Raw genomic sequence first — 22,442 nt, 5'->3', positions numbered from 1 at the left:
CGATTGATTGAGGTAGAAGTCCATAATTCGCTGCTCCGCTTTTTGCGATCGCACTCCGAGCCGCGCTGGCCCCACCATTTAACGATGGCGCGGTTGGTGGCGCGGGCTTTGCGCTTGGGGCGCAGCGCTCTGATCCAAACTGGGCTGCCGGCGTCCGCTTACCGACAGCGGTATCGAGTCAGCTATTTGATGCCGATTTTGATGTGGCCGGATCCGGTGATTTTAGTGGCGCCGACACCGCTGCTGGAACATTTGCAGGAGGTGGAAATTCCGCGATTGCAAGAGTGGCTGCAAACTGATCGGCCGTTAGCGAAGCCCTCGAAGAGGATCGAGATTTATGACCATAATGCCGCGGGACGAGGGTTGATGCTAGCCGATCCGCAGTCTTGGCTGGCGGCGCGCTTGGCAGGAAATTCGCAACTTCACAACAATATTCCGACAATTATCGACGGTGTGGATGATTTGGAAGTTTGGACGCGACAGCAATTGACGGTGGGTTTGGAACCCGCTGACTGGAATGATTTAATGGAATCTGGCCCAATGCTGGCGGATGCAATTCGAGAAGCGCGGGTGTTGCTAACGCGGGCTGTGTTTCAGCATCCAGCTAAGCCTGATGAGTGCTATTTGCTGGAAACGGCAGAGCAAAATATTTTGCAAGGGCTGTTTGAAACGATCGAGCAAAACCCTGGGATTCCGCCTGCTTGGAGCAATTTTTGGCAGCGGTGGAACACAAACGGGAAACTGCGGTGGGCACAAATTCATCGCTCTGCTGGGTCATTTTCGCTGTTCTGTGCGCCGGTGCAGGTGGCCGAGGTTTTGAGCAAAATTTGGTCTGCCGTGCCTGTGGTGTTGATTGGGGGGGCGGTGGATGTGGAACAGAAGGCTCCGATCTTCCGGCAAATGATGGGATTGCCTGAGTTGACGAGTGTGAAGTTTTCGCCCGATCGACAAAATGAGTTAATTCAACTGTACATTCCCAACTGGCTGCCGCTGCCGAATACGCCGGAATTTCAGGGTGTTTTAATGGAAGAAATTCGGACTTTGCTGTTGATGAGTGCGTCGGTGGCGGGTTTAACTGTGCTGATTGTGGGCGATGTACCGCTGAAGGCTCGGATGGCGGCGATTTTGGCTTCTGAGTTCGGTTCTCGGGTGCAGGTGGAAAAAACCGAGGTGGGCGACAATGCGATTTTGGTGACTGGATGGGAGTTTTGGCGGGAACATCAGGGTGAGTTGAGTGCGCCTCACTTGCTGGCGATCGCAACTTTGCCGCTACCTTCTTTGGAGAATCCTTTGGTGACGGCGCGTGTGGCTTTTTATAAGGAGCAGCGGAGGGATTGGTTTCGGTTGTATTTGTTACCGGCGGCGTTGAATGAGTTGCAAAGGGCGATCGCGCCGGTGCGAGAACGTCAGGGGGTTGTGGCGATTTTTGACAGTAGGGTGATTCACCGCAGTTACGGACAGCAAATTTTAGCGGCGCTGAGTCCGTTTGCAAGGATTGATTATTTGGATACGACTTGGTTGACTCAGGCTTGAGATGACCTGTTGGCGTATAATTTGGTTGTTATCGAATTGAAATCTAATTTAGTAGACAAAGATTATGGGCGAATCTAAGCGTCGTAAAGAGTCGATCGGCGATGGATACGGTAAAGAAGAGCGTATCTATCCCTGGCTACCAATTACGAAAACTCAAAGCGAAGATTTTCTGAAGTGGACATCTCGCGGAAGCTGGGCGGGGATTAGTCTGTTGGTGGGTTGGTGGATTGTGGTGCGGTTTGTTGGGCCTGCGGCGGGTTGGTGGGTGGTTGATTGATGGTGAGGTGCGATCGACAATTGGGCGATCGCACATTGTGTCGAGTTTTCACTCCGAAACCAGCGGCTGATTTTTTAGGGAAATTTTAGTTGCCAATGGGGAGTCAGTATGTTATGATACTTATCTGCGGGCAATTAGCACAGTGGTAGCGCACTTCCTTCACACGGAAGGGGTCACAGGTTCAAATCCTGTATTGCCCATTCAAAATTTATGGTGACTCATTAGACATCTCCAAACAATAAAATATTCTGTCGGAGTGCGAGCCAGGTTGGAGGGTGAAGCATTTGGGAATAAAATTACAGGTTTTCAACATAAATTGTCGCCCAAATGCTTCACCCCTACAGGTATCAAACGGCTTGAGATTATTTATAGAGGTAACTTTATGATCCAAATAATTCTGAACTCAGAACAAGAAAAGTTATTGCAACAACTGTTAGAAACAGGGAAATATACAACCCCAGATCGGGTAATTACTGATGCTTTAAAAGCTTTATCAGAAAAGCAATATCTTAATCAACCTCGGCAAGTAGTAAAAATTCTTTCAGGAAAACCTGCACAAGAGTTACTAGCAGAAAAAATTAAAACGAGCTTGGAACTTAAGAATAATTATCAGCCCGATCCGCACCGACAAGCTTTAGCTGAAGATTTTAACAACTTATGTGAAGAAACTCAGGCTTTACACGCCGATAGTCCTTTAACTGATGAAGAAATTGCCGAAGAAATTGCAGCTTATCGGAGCGGAGAATGAGAGTTGTTATCGATACTAATATTTTAGTGTCTGCTGCGATCGCTGGAAGAAAACCAGCATCTATTATTACCTGGATTATCAATCAACCTGATTATGAGTGGGTAGTTTCAGAAGAAATTTTAGCAGAGTATCAGGAGGTATTAAGTAGACGAAAAATCAAATTAACAGACATTCAGAAAGAAAGATGGTTTGATTTGATTCAGGATTCAACCAAACTGATTGATGTCTCTATTGAAATTGATTTTCCTAGAGATCAAAAAGATGCTAAGTTTATTGCTTGTGCGCTCTCTGCTAATGCTGATTTTTTAATTACAGGCGATCGCGATTTTACAGAAGTTCAGAGTTTAGAGAATACATTAATTATTTCTGTTTCTCTGTTTGCAGAATTGATAATTAATTAGAGAATTTTCAACAAAGCCAAAAATGCCGTAGCACGGGCGAGGGCGTCCTGCGATCGCCCAAACCCCCCTTTTCTTTATACTACACATATGCTACAATAACATTGTAGCTCGTGTCTCCGCAGGAGGTTTCCTCGTGACAAACCCCAATCTTCCTCAAAATTTCAACTTAATCGTGCCCGCAGGAACCCAAATTGTCACCAAGATTGAGGTCAAAAACCCCGGTGGCGACCAATCTTGGAAACAAGGCGCAGTAGGTGTGATTGTCAAATCGCCTACGGACAATTCCCACGCATATTTAGTCAAATTGCCAGACGGAACACAAATTAGTCTGCGGCGACACGAATTCAGCATTCGCAAGCAGTTTCAAAGCGAAGGATTGGAGTCAGGAGGAGATTTTCTCGCCGAATACAACCTCTACGATTCTGTAATTTACCGCTGCATAGTTGGTTCGAGAGCTTACGGTTTGGATAACGAACAATCTGATACAGACAGGCGCGGAATTTACCAGCCGTCGGCAATTCTTCATTGGTCGCTTTATGGCATTCCAGAACAATTGGAAAATAAGGAAGATCAAGAATGCTATTGGGAACTGCAAAAGTTTTTGGTTTTGGCGCTCAAAGCTAATCCCAATGTACTCGAATGTTTGTACACTCCTTTGGTAGAAACTGTTTCTCCTGTAGCAGCCGAATTGCTGGAAATTCGCGAAATCTTTCTGTCGCAACTGGTTTATCAAACTTACAATAGTTACGTTTTGTCGCAATTTAAAAAAATGGAGCAAGACCTCCGCAATACTGGGGAAATTCGCTGGAAGCACGCGATGCACTTGATTCGGTTGCTGCTGTCAGGAATTACGGTACTTAAGGAGGGGTTTGTGCCGGTGCGGGTTCAGGATTTTCGATCGCAATTGCTATCAATCCGCAATCAGGAAATCTCCTGGGATGAGGTGAATCGCTGGCGGTTGAGCTTGCACGTAGAGTTCGATCGCGCTTTTGCAGAAACTAAGTTACCGGAACGTCCTAATTACGAGCAGGCTAATCTGTTTTTGATTAAATCGCGTCAAAGTGCGATCGGGAGTTGATTTATAATTCGGCGATTGAAATCGCTTCTACACAAACAAAGTCCGCCTCCGCGGACTGAAAGAATTGATGATTTTTATGTGTGAATTTTGAAAAATTATGGTAGAATACATCTCCGAATTAGTCAAGATTATCTCCGATCGACCTTACCCGCTGCTGTTTGCGACTGTCAGCGGATCGCACTTATACGGTTTTCCTTCCGCAGATTCCGACTTCGACTTGCGGGGAGTTCATATCTTACCGCTACCAAAAGTAATCGGACTGATTTCTGGAGACGAAACAATCGAAGTTTCGGAAGTTCGGGAGAAGATGGAACTCGATTTAGTCACTCACGATATCAAGAAGTTTCTGGAGTTGCTGTTGAAGCGCAACGGCTATGTGTTGGAGCAACTGTATTCGCCGCTTATAGTTTACAGTAGCGAGGAACATGAGGAGTTAAAGGCTCTCGCCTCGAACTGCATTACCAAGCACCACAGCCACCACTATCTCGGTTTTGCTCAAACTCAATGGCGATTGTTTGAGAAAGAAAGCCCGCGTCGGGTTAAGCCGCTGCTGTACGTTTACCGGGTGTTGCTGGCGGGGATTCATTTGATGCAAACGGGGCAAGTTGAGGCGAATTTGGTTAAACTTAATGACAAGTTCCAGTTACCGTATATTCCCGATTTGATTGCTCGCAAGCTGGCTGGGGCGGAAAAGTCGGTTCTGGAGGATACAGATATTGCATTTTATCACCAGGAGCGCGATCGGCTAATCAATGTATTAGAAGAGGCAAGTTTTACCAGTCATTTACCGTCAAATCCTAACGCAAAGGTTGCTCTTAATGATTTTCTGGTAAAGGTGAGAATGGCATCTTTGAATTAAGCTGTTTCATGTCTTATTGTCAGAATTAAGACGGGCGGGACGCCCATCCCACTCATGGTTTGGGAAGGTTTAATTAGTTGGTGGAGGACGGGCGGGACGCCCATTCCACTCATGGTTGGGGAAGGTTTAATGATTCGGTGGCGAGAGACTGTAATTGAGTGCAATCGAATCGGCGCGAAGCATGGCGTCAGCCCGATCGCAAATTCATAAAATGAGATACAGTAAAAGTATTGTCCAACCCTTGCACCATCAGAGGTCACAATGCAAATCACCTTGAGTCCAGATCAAACCCAAGTCCTTGAAGCTTTAGTAAAGCACGGTCAATATTCCTCTCTTGAAGAAGCAATTAACACAGCTTTGCTGTTATTAATTGACGACATTACTTTATCCGATAGCAGCAACAACCCAAACTATTTAGCTTGGGTTGAAGAAACTCGGAAGAAAATCGATATAGCACGAGAACAGGCGCAACGCGGTGAGTTGCTCAATGCAGATGATGTATTAGCTCAACTTAGAGATAAGGTGAAAAAAGCTAGAGAAGTAATAGTATGAATCGCTTGCTAATTACAATAGAGGCGATCGCTTTCAACTGCTCATCTACCTGAGAAAAGCGATATCTAACTGCCTCCGTTGCCGCGACTACGCAACTGATCTAATAGATACTGCCAGATTTGCTCAATTCTTTCTTCAATTTGTTCTATCCGGCGTTCCACAGCCATAAAGTTAGCTTTGAATTCAGCAACGTCGATGGCAAAAATTTCTGATATTTTGGTAACAGCAGAAGTTAGGGCGTCGGTTCTTTCTGTTAACAAGTTAATTTTTCCTGTTAACAGGCTGATTTGCTGCTGGGATTCCTGCTGTTGTACGGCTATCTGATTAATGCGATCGGTTAACTGCTGTTGCGATTCCGCTAACTGCTGTTGCGACTCCGCTAACTGCTGTTGCGATGCGCCAAACTGGTTAATGCGATCGGCAAACTGTTGTTGCGATCGCGCGGTTTGTTCAAGAATAGCCTCAATTCGGTCTAGGCGATCGGTCATTTGCTTATTTCCTCAGTTTTTGCTGCTTTACTCCGCTTGGGCTTTGACTTTGGCGAGGTTTCGTTTTTAGATGGGCTCTTATTGCTGATTTCTGGGGTGTTTTCTGCAAGCCAGTTTTCTACGAGTTCCAATAAAACCTGGTTCATAGAAGCATTTTGGTAAGCACAAACCCATCGAAAGCGCGATCGCAAATCGTCATCGCAGTAAAAGCAGAGCTTGACTGGCTTATCTTTATCGGTATCGTTCATAACCTGTACTGGTGTCACTGTTTCTAGAGTGACACTAATGCCAGCTTTGTTCTATAGCAATTTTAGCTATTTAGTGACTTAGTGTTAATAGCGCTATAGCGTCAATATGCCAGATTCTTTAGTCCGCGGAGGCGGACATCGTTTGTATAGCAGCGGTTTCAACCGCCGAGTTTTTTCTTATTTCTCGTACCTGCGCGGTGTGTAAACCCAAATATCTCCAAATTTCCGAGGAATAATCCGAGTTTGACTCGAACCGACAATTACTAAAGTTCTCATATCCGCGTCTTCCGGCTGGAATTCGCCAAGAGTACAAACGCGCACCGATTGGCCCGATCGCCCGAGGTTTCGCCCCAATACAACCGGGGTTTTCGCATCGCGAGTTTCTAACAAAATCTCGATCGCCCTTTTTAATTGCCAAACCCGCTGTTTCGAGATTGGATTGTAGAATGCCATAACTAAATCCGCAGCAGCAGCCGCCGAAATCCGCTGTTCTATGACCTCCCAAGGCTTGAGAATATCCGAAAGCGAAATCACACAAAAATCGTGCCCGAGAGGTGCTCCGATCGCAGCAGCGGCCGCCTGCATGGCAGAAATCCCCGGTGCTACCCGAATGTCGATGCCTTCCCATTCGGGTTTAGCGTCAAAGTCGATCGCCTCAAACACCGCCGCAGCCATCGCAAAAATCCCCGGATCTCCCGACGAAACCACGGCGACGGATTTACCGGATGCTGCTAAATCTAAAGCAAAACGCGCGCGATCGATCTCTTCCCGGTTGTCGGAATCGTGCCTGTTTTGTCCTTCCCGCAGAGTTCCGGCTAAGTCGAGATAGAACTTGTAACCCACCCAATCCGTGGCTTCCCGCAGAATTTCCTTAACTTCCGGGGACATCCAGGGTGCGCCTCCGGGGCCCGTACCGACGATCGCCAGTTTGCCGCGACTAACGCCGATCGCACTTGGATCGATCGGTTCGGTAGCAAGTGCGATCGCGCAACTAAAGGCGTTTGTGCGATCGTATGCGATTAACTGACTGTTTGCACCCGCTGCTGTCAGGCTAATTTGGGCGGCGGTGACATCAAAACTGGAATTATATTGTATTAATTTAACTGTGTCGAATTCCACAAGTTCGGGAAGATTCAAAAAACGGACTGGCACTTTAAAAAATTGGCTAATTGCTTCTAAAGTCGGATTTCCCATATCATGTTTTAAGGCAAAAAATCCGGCAACCGAGGCTGCTGCTAAATCTGCGTTTTCTAAGATTTGCTGCACGTAGGAAATTGCTATTTCCGGCTCAACATAGGATAGATTTGTAAGTGCAAATGCTGCAATTTGCGGGTGGTAAACTAAACAGTCGGGCGTCGGTACAATGGCTTTTTCGGTGACGCGGATGGTTAATTTGGCTTCGGGGGCGATCCTCTCCGTTGGCGTAGCCCCCGTAGGGGCGGGCTGCGCTAACGGCAAATTGCTCTCGGAAAGCCAGTTAGCAGCCCCTTCTAGCTGTACTTTCGCCCCAGCGAGCAAATTTGAAATAAAAGTCTTCGCGTCCTCTGGATTCGCCAAATAATAGCCTTGGGGAGGACTCAGCAGCGCCGTGCGAAACCGGATATCTCCCGTCGTCGTGATGGCGGGTTGTACGCCGAGGGCTGCGGCAATTTCTCTGGCCAAGTCGTTGACTCCGTGCAAACCTCCTAGCAGCGGTACAACGGCGCTTCCGTCTTCGGCGACGGCTAAGACTGGGGGTTCGGCGCGTTTGTCTGACAGCAGCGGGGCGAGGGTGCGGATGATGATTCCGGCGGCGCAGATGGCGATGATTGGGGTTTCTGTGGCGAATAGTTCTCGCAAGGTTTCGCCGAAGTTGCTAAAGTTGATATCTGTGTCGGATGTGCGATCGACTAAACCGTAAATCTGGGAACCTGGGAAGACTTTGGAGATTGTTTTGGCGATCGCTAGGCTGTTTTGACCTAGGATAATTATTGCGGGCGGAAGTCGATTCACGGTTTTATATATGGCTGTGTTTGGATTGGTTTGATTATTTTAATCTGTTGTTACTGAAATAAAACATATTTGACGAACCGCGAAGGCGCGTTAGGCGAAGCCGCGCGTAAGCGCTAGGGCGCGAAGGATGAGTAAGAAAAGAAGAAAGATATAGAAGAAGTTTATTTTTTTTTCTTCTCTATCAGTGTCACCGAATAGCAAGGGTTTGAAGCCCCAGCATGAAGGCAGATTGTGATAAGAACGGAGTTTAAATCTCCGCTTTTATCACTTCGCTGTCAACTGTCAACTGTCAACTGTCAACTGTTTAAAGGCATCTTGCCTGTGAATTTCTGAGATTAGTTGATTTTACCAACTTTGCCTTTAATATCCAGTTTATTGTTCTGTAAATTATTTAATTTGCGATCGTAAGTTGCGACAGTTATGGGAGTTGTATAGCGGATCTAGCGAAAGATTAGCGAACGTTGTTGGTAAGAGGACTCTATACGTTTAAGCGGTTATATAAGCTGTCAGTCATACCTCATCTTTTTGAGAAAGGCTATATGAATGAACTGATGAGAAGATTGAAGGGGTGGTTGTGTAGTTTCTTGATTGATGTTTCTCAGGTGCGATCGCCCAATTGCACCTACAAACCTGATAAACTGGGGCCTGTATAGTAAATAGGACTTATATCATGTCCGGTCAATTAACCAAAATAAGTAAGGTTCGGTTCGTAGTGCGGACTAAAGTCCGCTTTCTGGCTGCGGACTAAAGTCCGCACTACAAACCTTTTTTGTGATAGTCATTGACTGGATATGATATTACACCTAACCCTCATCAACCGGGTTTCTTAGCCGAAGTTCGAGTATAAATAACCAACCGAGTCTCAATTAGTTGCGTTTTAGAATGAGAAAATTTTTAGCATTAGTTGTGTTTGGGATGATACTTGCCCTCTCTTCTGTAGCTGTGGCCGCTCAACCTTTGTCCGTCGCTTATCCTCCCGCCAACCACAAAACGATCGCCGATCGCATTTTTCTGATCGGTACAGCCCCGCCAACCGGACAAGTATCGGTAAATGGCCAGCAAATTGCGCGCACCGCCGCCGGCCATTTCGCCCCGACTTTTCCCCTGCAAATCGGCGAAAATGTCTTTAGCTTGCGTTACCAAAATCAGCAAGTTCTTCTTAAGGTGACGCGCGAGTCTAATCAGCCACAAGTCCCCGCAGGCTTGGCTTTTGCAAAAGATTCCCTGACGCCGAAAGTCGATGTAGCCAGTTTACCGGGGGAATATATCTGCTTCGGCGCGATCGCTCCGGCGAATGCGCGAGTTGCGGTAAAATTGGCTGGCGTTGATATTCCTCTCAAAGCGCGATCGCAAGTCGAACTCCCCGACAACAAATCTGTCTTGTTAGGCGAAAACTCCCCCATCAAAAAAGGCAGTAGCGAACAGTATCAAGGCTGCGCTATTACCCCGGAAAACTCCGGCGAATCTAAGGCAGAAAAAATAGATTTAGGAGTGCCAATATTTTATCTAACAATGAACGAGCAAATTATCACTCAACCAGGTACTGGCAAAATTTCTATCCTCTCTCCAGCCGAGTTAGAAGTAGCAGAAGTCACAGCAGATCCGGGTGTTGCTAGAACCGGGGCGAGTACGGATTTCTCTCGGATGACACCGCTGCCGAAGGGAACTCGCGCCACAGTTATCGGGCGCGAGGGAGAATGGATTCGGCTCGATTACGGCGCTTGGATTAAAGCATCTGAGGTGCGAATTGTCAAGGATGCGGTGCCTGCGCGATCGATTATTCGCAGTGCCAGATCCCGTCAAGTTTCCGGCTGGACAGAAGTTTTATTCCCCTTAGAAATACCAGTCCCAGTCACGGTGCAAGAAGGTGAACGCACTTTTACTTTAACACTGTACAATACCACCGCTCAAACTGACATTATTCGTCTCGACGACGATCCAGTAATTTCGCGTTTGGCATGGCAACAAATCTCGCCACAACAAGTACAATATACTTTTAATCTCAAATCTGCCCAGCAGTGGGGATATAAATTGAGATACGAAGGCACAACTTTAGTGCTGTCTTTAAAACACCCGCCGACAAATACCAGCGCGGTGCCGATTTCATCAGAAAAACCGCTGTCAGGAATTAAGATTCTGATCGATCCGGGACACGGCGGCCCGCAGGATTCCGGGGGGGTTGGCCCCACGGGCTACCGCGAGAAAACAGTAGCTTTAATTGTGTCGAAATTGGTGCGGGAGGAATTGGTAAATCGGGGCGCAAATGTGGTAATGACGCGGGTGGAAGATGTCGATTTGGATTTGCCGCCGAGGGTGGAAATGATTCAAAAAGAAGAACCTGCGATCGCAATTTCGATACACTACAATGCTTTGCCAGATAACGGCGACGCGATAAATACCAAAGGTGTCGGGGCTTTCTGGTTTCACCCGCAAGCGCACAGTTTGGGAATGTTTTTGCACAATTATTTAGTTGCAAAACTGAACCGTCCGAGCTATGGTATATTCTGGAACAATCTAGCGATGACTCGTCCTGCCGTTGCTCCATCTGTTTTAATGGAATTGGGATTTATGATCAATCCCGAAGAGTTTGAATGGATTGTGAATCCGACAGAACAGCAGAAGTTAGCTTCTGCCATTGCCCAAGGCATTACCGAATGGTTTGCTTCGGTAAAATAACATTTCGCAGTAAGGACTTCAGTCCTTCCAACCCAAGGAGATTAAATAAATGTTGAGTTTGAGTCAATCAAAAGCCTTTTTCATTGCAGCCGCCTTTGCAAGTTTTAGTTTTTCACTTTACAGCTTTCCAGTTTTCGGGAAAGAGCAAAGTCTTTCGCCGGAAAAAGTAGAAGCTTTAAAAAAGCAAACTCAATGCTCGTTTATTACAGGTGAAGGCGGCCCGGTTAACATTCGCAAAGGCCCCGGCAATAAGTACCCAGTTGTAGCTAAACTCAAAAGAGGAGACGGAGTTCGGGCTGTTAGCAGACAAGGTAGTTGGGTGAAAATTGCGGCCCGAACTTCTGGGAATGCTCCTAATGAAACTTTTACAATCCTTGACGGTTGGGTGAACAATAAATTTATCAATGGTTGTTCCGAAGACCAATTTGATAGATGGCGGAAATAGATTCGGTACCGATGATTGTTGTGGGATGGGCGTCCCGCCCGTCCTTTCTGCACGGGCGGGACGCCCATCCCACAAATTTGCTTAAGTTATTTAATTTCTATTCCTAAGGTATGTAGTTGCGCTCTTTGCGCTCTAGGTCAAAGAGCGCTGAAGCGCAACTACGTACCCTTATCAATCTGAAGACCAATTTGATACATGGCGCAAATAGATTCAGTCTTCGATAAAAGTTTCACAATACTTCTGAGGTATGTAGTTGCGCTTCAGCGCTCTAGGTCAAAGAGCGCTGAAGCGCAACTACGTACCCTTATTTAATAAGCCTCGTACAAATATTTTTATGATACAATAAAGAGGTTTGCTAAGAGTTGATTGAATCCTAACTCCAACTTATTTTCACTCTTGTCTTTCTATAAAGTGTCATACTCTAAAAACTCAATTGGTAATTAATAATGCACAAGATTCCTGTTACAGTGATCACTGGTTTTCTCGGTAGCGGCAAAACCACCCTAATTCGCCATTTATTGCAAAACAATCAAGGCCGCCGCATTGCTGTTTTAGTTAACGAATTTGGCGAAATCGGAATAGATGGAGAATTGCTGCGCGATTGCCAAGTTTGCGATGAAGAAGAAACTGTCACCAGCAATATTGTCGAATTAACTAATGGTTGTCTTTGCTGCACTGTGCAAGAGGAATTCTTGCCGACTATGCAGGAATTGTTGAAGCGCAAAGACCAAATTGATTGTATCTTAATCGAGACTTCTGGCTTGGCACTTCCTAAACCTTTGATTCAAGCTTTTCGCTGGCCGGAAATTCGCACGGGCGCTACAGTTGACGGTGTGGTTGCTGTTGTTGATTGCGAGGCTGTTGCTAACGGTACTTTTGTTGGCGATATTGATGCTTTGATGGCGCAGCGAGAGGCTGATTCGAGTTTGGATCACGAAACGCCGATCGAGGAATTGTTTGAAGATCAGTTGGCCTGTGCCGATATGGTACTGTTGACGAAGGTCGATCGCGTAGATGCGGAAACTCACCAGAAAGTTCAAACCTGGTTGCAGCAAGAGTTACGCCCGAGTGTGAAAATTGTGCCTTGCAAGGCTGGCGAAATTAACCCGGATGTGCTGTTGGGATTTAATGCAGCAGTTGAGGATGATTTGGAGTCTCGCCCGAGTCACCACGACACGGAAGAGGAACACGAGCACGATGATGATATTAACTCGACTTTCTTTATTGCCGATCGCGAATTTGAACCAGAAGCTTTGGTGAAAAAGCTGCAAGCCTTGATGCAGCAGGAAGAAATTTATCGGATTAAGGGGTTTGTGGCGGTTCCCAAGAAACCGATGCGGATGGTGTTGCAAGGTGTTGGCGATCGCATAGAATGTTTTTACGATCGCCCTTGGCAACCTTCCGAACTCCGTCAAACCAAGCTGGTGCTGATTGGCAAAGAGTTGGAGCGCGATCGAATTGCAGCTATGATTGGTAATTAATTGTCTGGAGTCATCGGTCATACCTACAAAGGTTCGTAGTGAGGAATGCAAGTCCTTCTTCTATGGATGCGGACTTGCATTCCTCACTACCACCTGCACAATCCGACAGGCTCTGGCGAACAATTTATTAACATTATTTAATATTGTTGCTGATGCCAACAAGTGTAGGCTAAACTAGCGACAATGGTTATCATTCTACAAAACTAGAGGTAAAATATGGTTACTGCTGGAGCGATCGAATCAGTTCCCGTGACCGTTCTCACAGGCTATCTGGGTGCAGGTAAAACTACGCTACTCAACCACATTTTAACACAGGAACACGGCAAAAAAGTTGCAGTCATCGTCAACGAATTCGGCGAAGTAGGCATCGACAACCAACTCATCATTGATGCCGACGAAGAAATTTTTGAGATGAACAACGGCTGCATTTGCTGTACAGTCCGAGGTGATTTAATTCGGATTATCGGCAACTTGATGAAGCGGCGCGACAAATTCGACCACATAGTCATCGAAACCACAGGTTTAGCCGACCCCGCACCCGTAATTCAGACATTCTTTGTAGACGAAGATATGCGGGATCAACTGCTGCTAGATGCAGTAGTCACTGTCGTTGATGCCAAGCACGTATGGCAACATTGGGATGCCGAAGAAGTTCAAGAACAAATTGCCTTTGCTGACGTGGTTTTGCTGAACAAGACCGATTTAGTAAGTGCGGAAGAATTGGCAGAATTAGAAAAAAGAATTCGCGCCATGAATGCAATAGCAAAAATCCACCGCACTCATAACGCAGAACTAGAAATTGATGCCTTGTTGGGCGTCCAAGCATTTGATTTGAACCGGGCATTAGAAATCGAACCCGACTTTTTGGGCGTACACGTTCACGAACATGATGCAACAGTAAAATCAATGGCAATAGTAGAATCTGGTGCTGTTGATGGCGACAAATTTAGTGATTGGATTGGCGAATTATTGCGAACTCAAGGCACAGATATCTTTCGGACAAAAGGCATTTTAAATGTATCTGGACAAGAAAAGCGCTTTGTTTTTCAAGGAGTACATATGCTGTTCGATGGCAGACCGGATCGAGCTTGGAAAGATAGCGAAACTCCGAAAAATGAACTCGTATTCATTGGCAGGAACTTAAATGAAACTCAATTGCGAGAGGATTTCCGTCGGTGTCTAGTGTAAAAGAAACGGGTAAAAAAAAGAGCAGCCACGGTGAGCTAATTCTGCAATTTCACGCTCAAGAAATGCTATCTGATTACGTAACTGCTGTTACTTGGTCGCCGGATGGTAAAACTTTAGCAGTTTGTTCTGCTGCGGGCGAAGTAATGTTGGCGACAGTAGGGGCAGTTAACAAATTGTCCTTACAACCGCTGCAAAGTGCCACAGGAAAATCGGCAGATTGTTTGTCTTTTTCGGCAGACAGTCAATTCCTAGCCGCGGGCGGACAGGATGGACGGGTGCGAATTTGGCGCGTTAATTCTGGGGAATTAATTGCTGATTTGGATAACAAGCGCGTCTGGGTTGATAAGTTAGCTTGGAGTCCCCACTGCAATCATTTAGCTTTTAGTATGGGCCGCTGCGTTCAAATCTGGAATGCTGATGATAATGTTGTGGAAGTAACGCTGAATTTCGACTCGTCATCTATTCTAGATTTAGCATGGCATCCGATTGTTCAATACCTGGCAGTTAGCGGCTATCAAGGTGTTAAAGTTTGGAGTGGCGATGACTGGGACGAAGACCCAGAATTTTTATCAGTACCGTCTGCAACAGGTGCAATTGCTTGGTCGCCGCAAGGGCAATATTTAGCTTGTGGCAATATGGACAATACTCTAATTGTTAGTGAATGGGGTAATTTGGAACCGTGGGTAATGCAGGGTTTTCCGGGGAAAGTTCGCGAGTTGGCTTGGTCGGATCAAACTAATTCTTTGGGTGCACCTTTGTTGGCTGCTTCGAGTTCTCAAGGTGTTTCTGTTTGGGACAGAGATGCTGATGAAAGTGTCGGTTGGGAAGGTTGGGCCCTAGAGGTGCATGAAAATGTCGTAAGTGCGATCGCCTTTCAACCTAACACATTTTTATTAGCTTCTGCATCCGCAGACGGTCAAGTTTGTTTGTGGTATGAAGCAGCACAATTGCTGCAAGTTCTAGAAGGTGCACAGGGCGGTTTTTCGTGTCTCGCATGGCATCCTGACGGTCAATTTCTGGCGGCTGGCGGGAATGGCGGCGAATTGGTGGTTTGGTCAAAGTCTATGCGCGGCCACGGGTTCGGGCGGCGCTAAGTTGGCATAACGGGCGATCGCGCCATTGTTGCAAAAACATAAACAATTGAAAACTTGGTATTGACAAAATCCCAAATTACCATAACATTTTAGTGGCTGCACAATCCTTAAGGGCGATCGACAATTATGACTCAACAGCAATTTCTCGAACAACTCAACAGCATCCTCGACCAAAACCACCTGCTGAAACATCCGTTCTACCAAATGTGGAACGAAGGTAAACTCGACATCGCAATGCTGCAAGAGTACGCACAAGAATACTACCTGCAAGTTCACAACTTCCCCACCTACGTCAGCGCCACCCACGCCGCCTGTGACGACATCAAAATTCGTCAAATGCTCCTCGAAAACCTCATAGAAGAAGAAAGAGGCGCCGCAAATCACCCCGAATTGTGGCTGCGCTTTGCCGAAGGTTTGGGTTTAGATAGAAATGCAGTTCTCGAACGCGAACATTTAGAAAAAACCACCGAATCCGTCCGCATTCTCAAAGACTTAGCGCGCAGCGAATCTCCCGCCAAAGGTTTAGCCGCCCTCTACGCTTACGAAGCACAAATCCCCGAAGTTTCCACAACCAAAATCGCTGGTTTAAAGGAATTTTACGGCATCGATTCACAAGCTGCTTTGTCTTTCTTTAAAGTTCACGAAACAGCCGACGAGTTCCACTCGCAAGCCACCCGCGAAGCGCTGTTACAGCTTTGTGAAACTGAAGAAGCACAACAAGAAGCACTGTTAGCTGCCCAGAAAGCCACTTTTGCTCTTAATTTACTGCTTGATGGTGTTTATGAAACCTATTGTCAAGCTAAGTAAGCTTCAGTTGACAGTTGACAGTTGACAGTTGACAGTTGACAGCTTCTTTCTGGTAAAAAAGGCATATTTGTAGGGCGGGTTTAGCTAGTGATTGTGACACTCGCAAACAATCTCAGAACAAAACCCGCCCGCCCTCGCTCATTTTCCTCTCTTTCTTGTCAAAATTCCTTGACTGGGACTGAACAGCAAAGCCATTAAAAATAATCCAAAAACAACTAAGACAATTGCCGCACCAGATGGCATATTAAAATAATAGCTAAGATACATTCCAGTCACACTAGCTGTAATTCCAATAATTGCGCCCAATCCCATCATTAAATGTAACTCTTTTACCAACAAATACGCCGTAATTCCTGGCCCGATTAATAGCGAAATTACTAATAGTGCGCCTACAGTTTGCAAACTAGCCACAATCGTCAGTGTAATCGCCGAAATCATCCCCAAGTAAATCCAGTTTACAGGCAAACCAGACGCCTGTGCTCCTAGCGGGTCGAAGGTATAGAATAGCAGTTCTTTGTAAAAGATTTTAACCGCGACTAAAATAATTACAGTTATCATAAAAGTCTGCTGTACGTCAGACGGTGCAACTGACAATATATTCCCGAACAAAAACCCGTCTAAGTCTAGTTTTGTTGTTCGCAAGACGCTAATTAAGGTGACGCTAATTGCTAAAAATGTAGATAAAATTAATGCCATAACAGCATCTATTTTAATCCGGGATTGCGATTGAATCCATGCCATAATTACGGCGCTGATGATTCCTGATATAAATGCGCCGATGGAAATATTGAAACCTAAAGAAAATGCCACCGGCAGTCCTGCTAATACTGAATGGGCAATCATGTCTACCATCATTCCCATTTGTTGTACAATTAAGTATGAGCCGACAACGGCGCACACAATTCCTAGCAAAATGCCGACGGCGATCGCATTTCGCATGAACTCGAATTTGAGCGGCTCAATTAGTATGTTTAACATTTAATTACTTACCTCAATAATCTTATTGTTTTAACCGCAGATAGAGGCAGATGAACACAGATAAACGCAGATATAAGATAATCATCTGCGTTTATTTGCGTTCATCTGCGGTTAAAAATAAATCTTTTTCCAGTCACGCCGAAACTAAGCTTAAATCGTATCCATAGGCTTTTTGAATATTGGCTGCGGTGAGAACTTCCCGGCAGGAACCTGTGGCAATTAACTGCTTATTGAGCAATAATAAATTATCGTATTGTTTTAAAGTTTCGCCTAAATCGTGGCTGATTACTAGCAATGTTTTGTTTTCGGCTTTGAGTTCGGCAAAAATATCGAAGATAATCTCTTCTGTGGCTTTGTCGATCGCACTAAAGGGCTCGTCGAAGAAGAATAAATCGGCTTGTTGGGCGATCGATCTTGCTAAAAATATGCGCTGCTGCTGTCCCCCGGAGAGTTCGCCAATTTGTCGATCGCGCAAATCCCACATTCCCACCCGCAGCAAAGCAGCTTTGACTAATTCTTGCGACTGCTTCGAGGGAGTGCGAAACCAACCAGTCTGGACAGTCCGCGCCATCATCACCGCATTGTGCACCGTAATTGGATAATCCCAGTCAATTTGCGATCGTTGCGGCACGTAAGCCACCCGCGATAACTGTTCCTTCAACAACCGCCCCTGATATTTTACTATCCCCCGACAAGCCGGAATCAATCCCAGCATCGCCTTCACCATCGTGCTTTTCCCCGCGCCGTTGGGCCCGAAGACACCAGTTAACTGTCCCGGATCTAACTGAAAATTCACGCCGTTGAGGGCCGAAATTCCTCGATAATTCACAGCCAAGTCTTGCACTTCTAACATAATTCCAGATTTTGAGAACGATTCTTATTTCTAGCTACTACAATAGGATAACTCTAAAAGTAATAACGATTATCGTTCCAAAGGTGAAATGTTAAAAAACTTGACGGAAAAAAGCAGCAGATTGTGCGGTGTGGCGGTTTTGGCGATCGCCTGCGGACTGGTTGGGTGTACTTCTAGCCCCCAAGCAAAGAATCCCACACCCCAGAGTCCCGCCACCACTCAAACTCAAGCAACTCCCGCCACCAATTTGCCAAAAGTGGTAGCTACGACTGGTGTCATCTGCGACATTACTAAGGAAATTGCTCAAAGTTCGATCGACACCACCTGTCTAATCGAACCCGGAGAAGACCCCCACGCCTACCAAACCAAGCCAGAAGACCGCAAAGTCATTGAAACAGCAAATCTAATTTTATACGGCGGCTACAACCACGAACCCAGCATCATTAAATTAATTAAATCCAGCAGTAATTCCGCACCCAAAATCGCCGTACACGAACTCGCCGTTCCCAAACCGTTGATGGGCGAACACGAACACGGGAAAGAGAAAGAACAAGAAAAGTCCCACGCCACCGAAGAAAAAGTCCCCGATCCTCACGTTTGGCACAATCCTAAAAATGGTATCCGCATGGTAGAAACAATTCGCGATGAATTGATCAAAGTTTCCCCAAGCAATGCTCAACTATATACCACAAATGCCACAAAATTAACAGATGATTTAGCCAAAATAGATACTTGGATTAAAGCACAAATAGCGACAATTCCTGCCCAAAAACGCAAATTAGTTACAACTCACGATGCCCTGAGTTACTATGCCAATGCTTACGGATTAGAGATTGCGGGAGTTTTGCAGGGAGTGACAACAGAGGAACAGCCCACAGCCGCCAGAATTGCCGAATTATCATCAGAAATTAAGACAGCAGGAGTTCCGACAATTTTTGTAGAAACCACGACTAATCCGAAATTAATGCAGACTGTAGCGAGGGAAGCAAATGTCAAAATTTCCGACAAAGAACTTTATAGCGACGAGTTGGGCGGCCGAGGTACTGGCGCTGATACCTATGAAGGAATGCTAAAAACTAATACTTGTGCAATTACCTCCGGCCTCGGCGGCAATTGTACTCGGTTTGCAGGAGAAGTAGCACCAACTTCTAAACCATAGAAAAGTCGGCGGTTGAAACCGCGTCTAGACAAACAAAAACCGCCTCCGCGGTTTGAAGACAGTTAAAATTATATTATTTTCTTTACACCGCGGAGGCGGTCGCGCTCGCGAACTCGAAGTGCGGACTTGGTTTTTATAGGTGTGGTTTCAACCGCCGTCTTATCTGCGATGAATTTAAGGCAAATTGCCGTCATCGGTACTGGGGGGTTTTTGTCCAATTCCCAATTGCTTCTTAGACGATTTTAAGTCTTTCCAAAGCGCCTTAATATCTTTATAGGCTTTCTCGGCGCTAATTTTACCCCCTGTTTCCAGAGAGCAAATATAAGTTATTTTCTGAGCAAATTCCTGCAAGTTGGCATTAAACGCCAAGTTTTCAGGCGTGAAATCACCGTAGTAGCGACTGCGAGGATGTAAAAAATCTTCCCGCTCTTTCATTGCCCCCTCCTAATTCAACTTTTGGTTCTGTCTCTGCTATTAATAGTAGTCTTTGCACTTAGTATTGCGACGCTAACTTACTTTGATTGCATTCCCCAGGTAACAATTGTGATTTTTCCCTGTGTACTTAGTCGATTAAACCAATTTTAACCTTTGATTACCCGTATTTTAACCTCAATTTAACCTAAAAACACAAAAATTGGGAAATGCGCTGTTCGCATCTCCCCTTAGATATATTTTTACAGAGGTTCCTTAACCTTTTCGGAATCGGAATATTTATTTGCTGCACTCGCAGCCGATGTGGCCGCAGCCGCTACCGTTGGGGTGTCCGTCAGCGCAAGCAGTCGAACAGTAGGATTTGCCACTTTTTTCGATCGCTTCAGTGAGGCTGACAACGCACAAACAAGAAGGGCACGCGCATTTCATTTGGGTGACAGTGGTCATTTTAAATTCTCCTGGTGTGTTTCGCTCTATTAATATCTGAACATATATTCAGATATATGTCAAGGAGATGTAAAAGTTTTGTAACAAAAGGTGGGTCGATCGCGCTAATATGAAAATGAGAATTAAAATCAGCCGGGAAAAGATGTCACCGAAGTCTGCGGTTAACGGAGCGATAAGTCAGCCTGACCAAGAAAACGATACACCAACCTGCGGGCGATCGCACGTAGTTGAAAGTTCACGGGTTGGAGACATCCAAACACAAGTGCTGAACACAGCAAAAGCCCAGCGGATGGCAGAGTTTTTCAGTCTTTTGGGAGATGCGAACCGCTTGCGATTACTGTCGGTGTTAGCAAATCAAGAATTGTGCGTGTGCGACTTGGCGGCGGCTTTGAGCATGAGCGAATCGGCTGTATCGCACCAGTTGCGGGCGTTGCGGGCGATACGGTTGGTAAGTTATCGCAAAGTTGGCAGACAAGTTTTTTATAGTTTACTCGATCGGCACGTTTTAGAACTTTACCAAGCAGTCGCCGAACATTTGGACGAAGAATCTTAATTAGTCAGTTGTTGGTTGTCAGTTGTCAGTTGTCAGTTGTCAGTTGTCAGTTGTCTATGCGCGGATGCTGTAGGGGCGAGTTCACCAACATCTATGATGCACATCCAGAATATGTGTAAACTCGCCCTCCCCAACCAAAGATTCAGGTAAGCGATTATCTGTACATCAGCCCTGACTGCCAACCAGGGGTTATCCTACTATTAGGCTTCTAGAACAGTGTGACCGGAAGCAACCACAGCTTGTTTAATAGACTCTTCCGAGGCTTTAGCTTCCACAGTCACAGTCTTGGCCGCTAAATCCACATCAATCTTAGCTTCCGGTTCCACGGTTTTGATGGCTTCGGTAATAGTGTTTCCGCAGCCGGAACAGACGATCGAGGGAACATGAAGTTTGAGTGCCATAATTAAGCGATATCTTGTAGATGACAGGATTGATTCTGCTTTTATTTTAATCAAATTTCGGTTTTTGGGACAGGCTAGAAGCCCATCCCACAAGAAAAAAAATTTGTGGGATGGGCTAGAAGTCTGTTTTTGGGACGGGCTAGAAGCCCATCCCACAAGAAAAAAAAGTTTGTGGGATGGGCTTCTAGCCCGTCCAACTTTTCTTGAAAGAAATATTAAGTCCAATGACTAATGACTAATGACTAATGACCAATAACCAATGACTAATGACTAATAACTAATGACTAATGACTAATGACTTAGCCTCCGGTACGAACCGCCCGACGGCCGCCGCCACAGGCCGCAAACTTGCAACTAAATCAATCATATCCGGCAAAGAAAGAGCTTGCCGCGCGTCAGAAACCGATTTTTCGGGTTGCGGGTGACACTCAACAATTAACCCGTCAGCACCGCAAGCAACCGCTGCTTTTGCTAGAGATGCGACTAATTCTCGCTTGCCGGCGGCGTGAGAAGGATCTACAATTACTGGCAAATGAGTTAACTGTTTTAGCGCTACGACTGTACCTAAATCTAAGACATTGCGGGTGTAATTGTCGAAGCTGCGGATGCCTCTTTCGCACAGAACTACATCGGGATTTCCGTGGCTGAGAATGTATTCGGCGGCCATCACAAATTCTTCAATCGTGGCTGACAAACCGCGTTTTAGTAAGACTGGTTTTCCGGCTTGACCGATCGCCTTTAGTAACTCGAAATTTTGCATATTGCGACTGCCTACTTGCAGCATATCAGCATAGGCGACAACCGGATCGATTTGGGCGATCGACATTACCTCTGTCACCACGGGTAAACCGTAACTGCGGCTGACATCAGCTAAAATTTCCAGTCCCTCAATTCCCATCCCCTGGAAAGCGTAGGGAGAAGTGCGGGGTTTGTAGACTCCCCCGCGCAAAGCCTGCACCGGTGCGACTGAGAGTTTGCTGGCGACTGTCTCCATTTGTTCTGAACTTTCGACGGTACATGGGCCACCGACGATTAACAATTCTGTGCCCCCGACTGAGACTGTTTCTGATAGTTTGACAATAGTTTGGTGTTCGGGATGAGATTTGGTTGCGAGTTTGGCTTCTAACATGATGGAATTCTCCTGGAAAATCGAGTGATTGGTTGACAATAAAAAACCCGGAACCTTTAAGGAGTTCCGGGTTGGCGCGAAAAGACAGCACGACAATTTACCCAGAACTCCTGCGGGGCCAAAAATAAAAGCCGTAATACCAGTTACTGAATAATGTCATTGCTGTTTTCGCTTGCGATGATTGGTGGTTGGGAAAAAAGCTAGAAAAAAACAAAACCGCAGGTGTTAGTCTGCGGTTCGCCCGGATGTTCACAGCAATCTGTAAATTCACTCCGGGCGAACTTGGGTATGCCAAAAATAAAAATAGCTGTTGGTTGCGAACATCATGTGAAGTGCTGGGATTTGTGAATTAAACACAATACTATTCGTTAGTCTAGCAAAGAGTGGTAGGAATGTCAAGACCTTTTTGCAACAGGTAGGGACACGGCACTGCCGTGTCCCTAATAAAGGTATGTTGTTGCGCTTGAGCGCTCTTTGAGATATATGAGAAAGAGCGCTGAAGCGCAACTACGTACCTTTTAGTCCCAGCCTCCGTCTCGATCGCACAATTGAGCTAATCTCTGATTGGGCGATCGATCGTATTCCCTCAATTACTCGTATTTTGATACATCTCTCAAAGAGCG

The 22,442-nt window shown here is 45.9% G+C and carries 24 protein-coding genes and 1 tRNA gene; 16 read left to right on the top strand and 9 right to left on the bottom strand.

From position 1 onward, the window contains the following. The first annotated feature begins 3 nt into the window (after positions 1-3). From JGK16_RS25185 to JGK16_RS25150, 8 genes are all read left to right on the top strand, one after another. The gene (locus JGK16_RS25185; RefSeq protein ID WP_293185100.1) at positions 4-1,533 is read left to right on the top strand and encodes a helicase C-terminal domain-containing protein; all 1,530 of its coding nucleotides are present in this window, start codon (positions 4-6) and stop codon (positions 1,531-1,533) included. Positions 1,534-1,597: 64 nt separating this feature from the next. Continuing rightward, positions 1,598-1,810, top strand: coding sequence for a DUF2839 domain-containing protein (locus JGK16_RS25180; RefSeq protein WP_293185099.1), 213 nt, complete (start codon positions 1,598-1,600; stop codon positions 1,808-1,810). A 128-nt stretch (positions 1,811-1,938) separates the two neighbouring features. After that, positions 1,939-2,010: transfer RNA gene (locus JGK16_RS25175), tRNA-Val, on the top strand. Between the two features lie 182 nt (positions 2,011-2,192). Then, entirely contained in the window at positions 2,193-2,558 is a 366-nt protein-coding gene (locus JGK16_RS25170) for a hypothetical protein (RefSeq protein ID WP_293185097.1), read from the top strand. Next, on the top strand, positions 2,555-2,959 hold the full coding sequence (locus JGK16_RS25165) for a putative toxin-antitoxin system toxin component, PIN family (protein WP_293193097.1): 405 nt from the start codon (positions 2,555-2,557) through the stop codon (positions 2,957-2,959). The genes JGK16_RS25170 and JGK16_RS25165 overlap by 4 nt, the downstream gene beginning before the upstream one ends. A 133-nt stretch (positions 2,960-3,092) precedes the next feature. After that, positions 3,093-4,037: a nucleotidyltransferase domain-containing protein gene (locus JGK16_RS25160; RefSeq protein WP_293193095.1), complete on the top strand. Its 945-nt coding sequence runs from the start codon at positions 3,093-3,095 to the stop codon at positions 4,035-4,037. Positions 4,038-4,134: 97 nt separating this feature from the next. Further along, positions 4,135-4,896, top strand: a complete 762-nt coding sequence (locus JGK16_RS25155) for a nucleotidyltransferase domain-containing protein (RefSeq protein WP_293193093.1) — start codon at positions 4,135-4,137, stop codon at positions 4,894-4,896. 261 nt (positions 4,897-5,157) lie between these two features. Then, entirely contained in the window at positions 5,158-5,448 is a 291-nt protein-coding gene (locus JGK16_RS25150) for a hypothetical protein (protein ID WP_293185090.1), read from the top strand. Positions 5,449-5,513: 65 nt separating this feature from the next. Here JGK16_RS25150 and JGK16_RS25145 read toward each other — a convergent pair whose 3' ends face one another. From JGK16_RS25145 to cobJ, 3 genes are all read right to left on the bottom strand, one after another. Continuing rightward, on the bottom strand, positions 5,514-5,936 hold the full coding sequence (locus JGK16_RS25145) for a hypothetical protein (RefSeq protein ID WP_293185088.1): 423 nt from the start codon (positions 5,934-5,936) through the stop codon (positions 5,514-5,516). Next, complete coding sequence (locus tag JGK16_RS25140) at positions 5,933-6,184, bottom strand: plasmid partition protein ParG (protein WP_293185086.1); 252 nt, start codon at positions 6,182-6,184, stop codon at positions 5,933-5,935. Before JGK16_RS25140 ends, JGK16_RS25145 begins: the two co-directional genes overlap by 4 nt. 177 nt (positions 6,185-6,361) lie before the next feature. Further along, entirely contained in the window at positions 6,362-8,176 is a 1,815-nt protein-coding gene (gene cobJ, locus JGK16_RS25135) for a precorrin-3B C(17)-methyltransferase (RefSeq protein WP_293193091.1), read from the bottom strand. An 882-nt stretch (positions 8,177-9,058) separates the two neighbouring features. On the opposite strand from cobJ, the gene JGK16_RS25130 reads away from it, so the two are divergent. From JGK16_RS25130 to JGK16_RS25105, 6 genes are all read left to right on the top strand, one after another. Further along, positions 9,059-10,852 carry an N-acetylmuramoyl-L-alanine amidase gene (locus JGK16_RS25130; protein ID WP_293185082.1) on the top strand — a complete coding sequence of 598 codons (1,794 nt, stop codon included), beginning with the start codon at positions 9,059-9,061 and terminating at the stop codon, positions 10,850-10,852. A gap of 49 nt (positions 10,853-10,901) precedes the next feature. Continuing rightward, positions 10,902-11,297, top strand: coding sequence for an SH3 domain-containing protein (locus tag JGK16_RS25125; RefSeq protein ID WP_293185081.1), 396 nt, complete (start codon positions 10,902-10,904; stop codon positions 11,295-11,297). Between the two features lie 446 nt (positions 11,298-11,743). Beyond that, positions 11,744-12,778, top strand: a complete 1,035-nt coding sequence (gene cobW, locus JGK16_RS25120; protein ID WP_293185079.1) for a cobalamin biosynthesis protein CobW — start codon at positions 11,744-11,746, stop codon at positions 12,776-12,778. 216 nt (positions 12,779-12,994) lie between these two features. Continuing rightward, complete coding sequence (locus JGK16_RS25115; RefSeq protein ID WP_293185077.1) at positions 12,995-13,966, top strand: GTP-binding protein; 972 nt, start codon at positions 12,995-12,997, stop codon at positions 13,964-13,966. Beyond that, positions 13,954-15,060 (top strand): WD40 repeat domain-containing protein, encoded by a 1,107-nt coding sequence (locus JGK16_RS25110; protein WP_293185075.1) that lies wholly within the window; start codon positions 13,954-13,956, stop codon positions 15,058-15,060. Before JGK16_RS25115 ends, JGK16_RS25110 begins: the two co-directional genes overlap by 13 nt. A gap of 126 nt (positions 15,061-15,186) precedes the next feature. Beyond that, on the top strand, positions 15,187-15,867 hold the full coding sequence (locus JGK16_RS25105) for a CADD family putative folate metabolism protein (RefSeq protein ID WP_293193089.1): 681 nt from the start codon (positions 15,187-15,189) through the stop codon (positions 15,865-15,867). Positions 15,868-16,005: 138 nt separating this feature from the next. On the opposite strand, the gene JGK16_RS25100 is transcribed toward JGK16_RS25105, so the two are convergent. After that, complete coding sequence (locus JGK16_RS25100) at positions 16,006-16,845, bottom strand: metal ABC transporter permease (RefSeq protein WP_293193087.1); 840 nt, start codon at positions 16,843-16,845, stop codon at positions 16,006-16,008. 133 nt (positions 16,846-16,978) lie between these two features. Further along, positions 16,979-17,698, bottom strand: coding sequence for a metal ABC transporter ATP-binding protein (locus JGK16_RS25095; RefSeq protein WP_293193084.1), 720 nt, complete (start codon positions 17,696-17,698; stop codon positions 16,979-16,981). Between the two features lie 88 nt (positions 17,699-17,786). On the opposite strand from JGK16_RS25095, the gene JGK16_RS25090 reads away from it, so the two are divergent. Beyond that, positions 17,787-18,857, top strand: a complete 1,071-nt coding sequence (locus tag JGK16_RS25090) for a zinc ABC transporter substrate-binding protein (RefSeq protein ID WP_293193081.1) — start codon at positions 17,787-17,789, stop codon at positions 18,855-18,857. Between the two features lie 174 nt (positions 18,858-19,031). Here JGK16_RS25090 and JGK16_RS25085 read toward each other — a convergent pair whose 3' ends face one another. Next, positions 19,032-19,292, bottom strand: a complete 261-nt coding sequence (locus tag JGK16_RS25085) for a hypothetical protein (RefSeq protein ID WP_293185068.1) — start codon at positions 19,290-19,292, stop codon at positions 19,032-19,034. A 276-nt stretch (positions 19,293-19,568) separates the two neighbouring features. Beyond that, on the bottom strand, positions 19,569-19,736 hold the full coding sequence (locus JGK16_RS25080; RefSeq protein WP_293185067.1) for a metallothionein: 168 nt from the start codon (positions 19,734-19,736) through the stop codon (positions 19,569-19,571). Positions 19,737-19,878: 142 nt separating this feature from the next. Between JGK16_RS25080 and JGK16_RS25075 the strand changes: the two genes are divergently transcribed. Continuing rightward, a complete protein-coding gene (locus JGK16_RS25075) occupies positions 19,879-20,289 on the top strand; it encodes a metalloregulator ArsR/SmtB family transcription factor (RefSeq protein WP_293193078.1) in 411 nt (136 codons plus the stop codon). 200 nt (positions 20,290-20,489) lie between these two features. Here JGK16_RS25075 and JGK16_RS25070 read toward each other — a convergent pair whose 3' ends face one another. Next, the gene (locus tag JGK16_RS25070; protein WP_293146624.1) at positions 20,490-20,690 is read right to left on the bottom strand and encodes a heavy-metal-associated domain-containing protein; all 201 of its coding nucleotides are present in this window, start codon (positions 20,688-20,690) and stop codon (positions 20,490-20,492) included. 277 nt (positions 20,691-20,967) lie between these two features. Then, complete coding sequence (aroF, locus tag JGK16_RS25065) at positions 20,968-21,840, bottom strand: 3-deoxy-7-phosphoheptulonate synthase (protein ID WP_293193110.1); 873 nt, start codon at positions 21,838-21,840, stop codon at positions 20,968-20,970. Positions 21,841-22,442: the final 602 nt, after the last annotated feature.

Source organism: Microcoleus sp. PH2017_09_SFU_O_A (assembly GCF_020738625.1).
GTDB lineage: Bacteria > Cyanobacteriota > Cyanobacteriia > Cyanobacteriales > Microcoleaceae > Microcoleus.
The sequence above is the reverse complement of the archived record's forward strand: the minus strand, read 5'-3'. Positions and strand labels throughout refer to the sequence as shown.

Coding starts and splice junctions, on each gene's coding strand:
- JGK16_RS25165 (WP_293193097.1), top strand. CDS start 2,555: ATGAGAGTTGTTATCGATACTAATATTTTAGTGTCTGCTGCGATCGCT.
- JGK16_RS25150 (WP_293185090.1), top strand. CDS start 5,158: ATGCAAATCACCTTGAGTCCAGATCAAACCCAAGTCCTTGAAGCTTTA.
- JGK16_RS25180 (WP_293185099.1), top strand. CDS start 1,598: ATGGGCGAATCTAAGCGTCGTAAAGAGTCGATCGGCGATGGATACGGT.
- JGK16_RS25145 (WP_293185088.1), bottom strand. CDS start 5,936: ATGACCGATCGCCTAGACCGAATTGAGGCTATTCTTGAACAAACCGCG.
- JGK16_RS25070 (WP_293146624.1), bottom strand. CDS start 20,690: ATGGCACTCAAACTTCATGTTCCCTCGATCGTCTGTTCCGGCTGCGGA.
- JGK16_RS25090 (WP_293193081.1), top strand. CDS start 17,787: ATGTTAAAAAACTTGACGGAAAAAAGCAGCAGATTGTGCGGTGTGGCG.
- JGK16_RS25095 (WP_293193084.1), bottom strand. CDS start 17,698: ATGTTAGAAGTGCAAGACTTGGCTGTGAATTATCGAGGAATTTCGGCC.
- JGK16_RS25080 (WP_293185067.1), bottom strand. CDS start 19,736: ATGACCACTGTCACCCAAATGAAATGCGCGTGCCCTTCTTGTTTGTGC.
- JGK16_RS25115 (WP_293185077.1), top strand. CDS start 12,995: ATGGTTACTGCTGGAGCGATCGAATCAGTTCCCGTGACCGTTCTCACA.
- JGK16_RS25075 (WP_293193078.1), top strand. CDS start 19,879: ATGTCACCGAAGTCTGCGGTTAACGGAGCGATAAGTCAGCCTGACCAA.
- JGK16_RS25105 (WP_293193089.1), top strand. CDS start 15,187: ATGACTCAACAGCAATTTCTCGAACAACTCAACAGCATCCTCGACCAA.
- JGK16_RS25085 (WP_293185068.1), bottom strand. CDS start 19,292: ATGAAAGAGCGGGAAGATTTTTTACATCCTCGCAGTCGCTACTACGGT.
- JGK16_RS25140 (WP_293185086.1), bottom strand. CDS start 6,184: ATGAACGATACCGATAAAGATAAGCCAGTCAAGCTCTGCTTTTACTGC.
- JGK16_RS25155 (WP_293193093.1), top strand. CDS start 4,135: ATGGTAGAATACATCTCCGAATTAGTCAAGATTATCTCCGATCGACCT.
- JGK16_RS25130 (WP_293185082.1), top strand. CDS start 9,059: ATGAGAAAATTTTTAGCATTAGTTGTGTTTGGGATGATACTTGCCCTC.
- JGK16_RS25100 (WP_293193087.1), bottom strand. CDS start 16,845: ATGTTAAACATACTAATTGAGCCGCTCAAATTCGAGTTCATGCGAAAT.
- cobW (WP_293185079.1), top strand. CDS start 11,744: ATGCACAAGATTCCTGTTACAGTGATCACTGGTTTTCTCGGTAGCGGC.
- JGK16_RS25125 (WP_293185081.1), top strand. CDS start 10,902: ATGTTGAGTTTGAGTCAATCAAAAGCCTTTTTCATTGCAGCCGCCTTT.
- JGK16_RS25170 (WP_293185097.1), top strand. CDS start 2,193: ATGATCCAAATAATTCTGAACTCAGAACAAGAAAAGTTATTGCAACAA.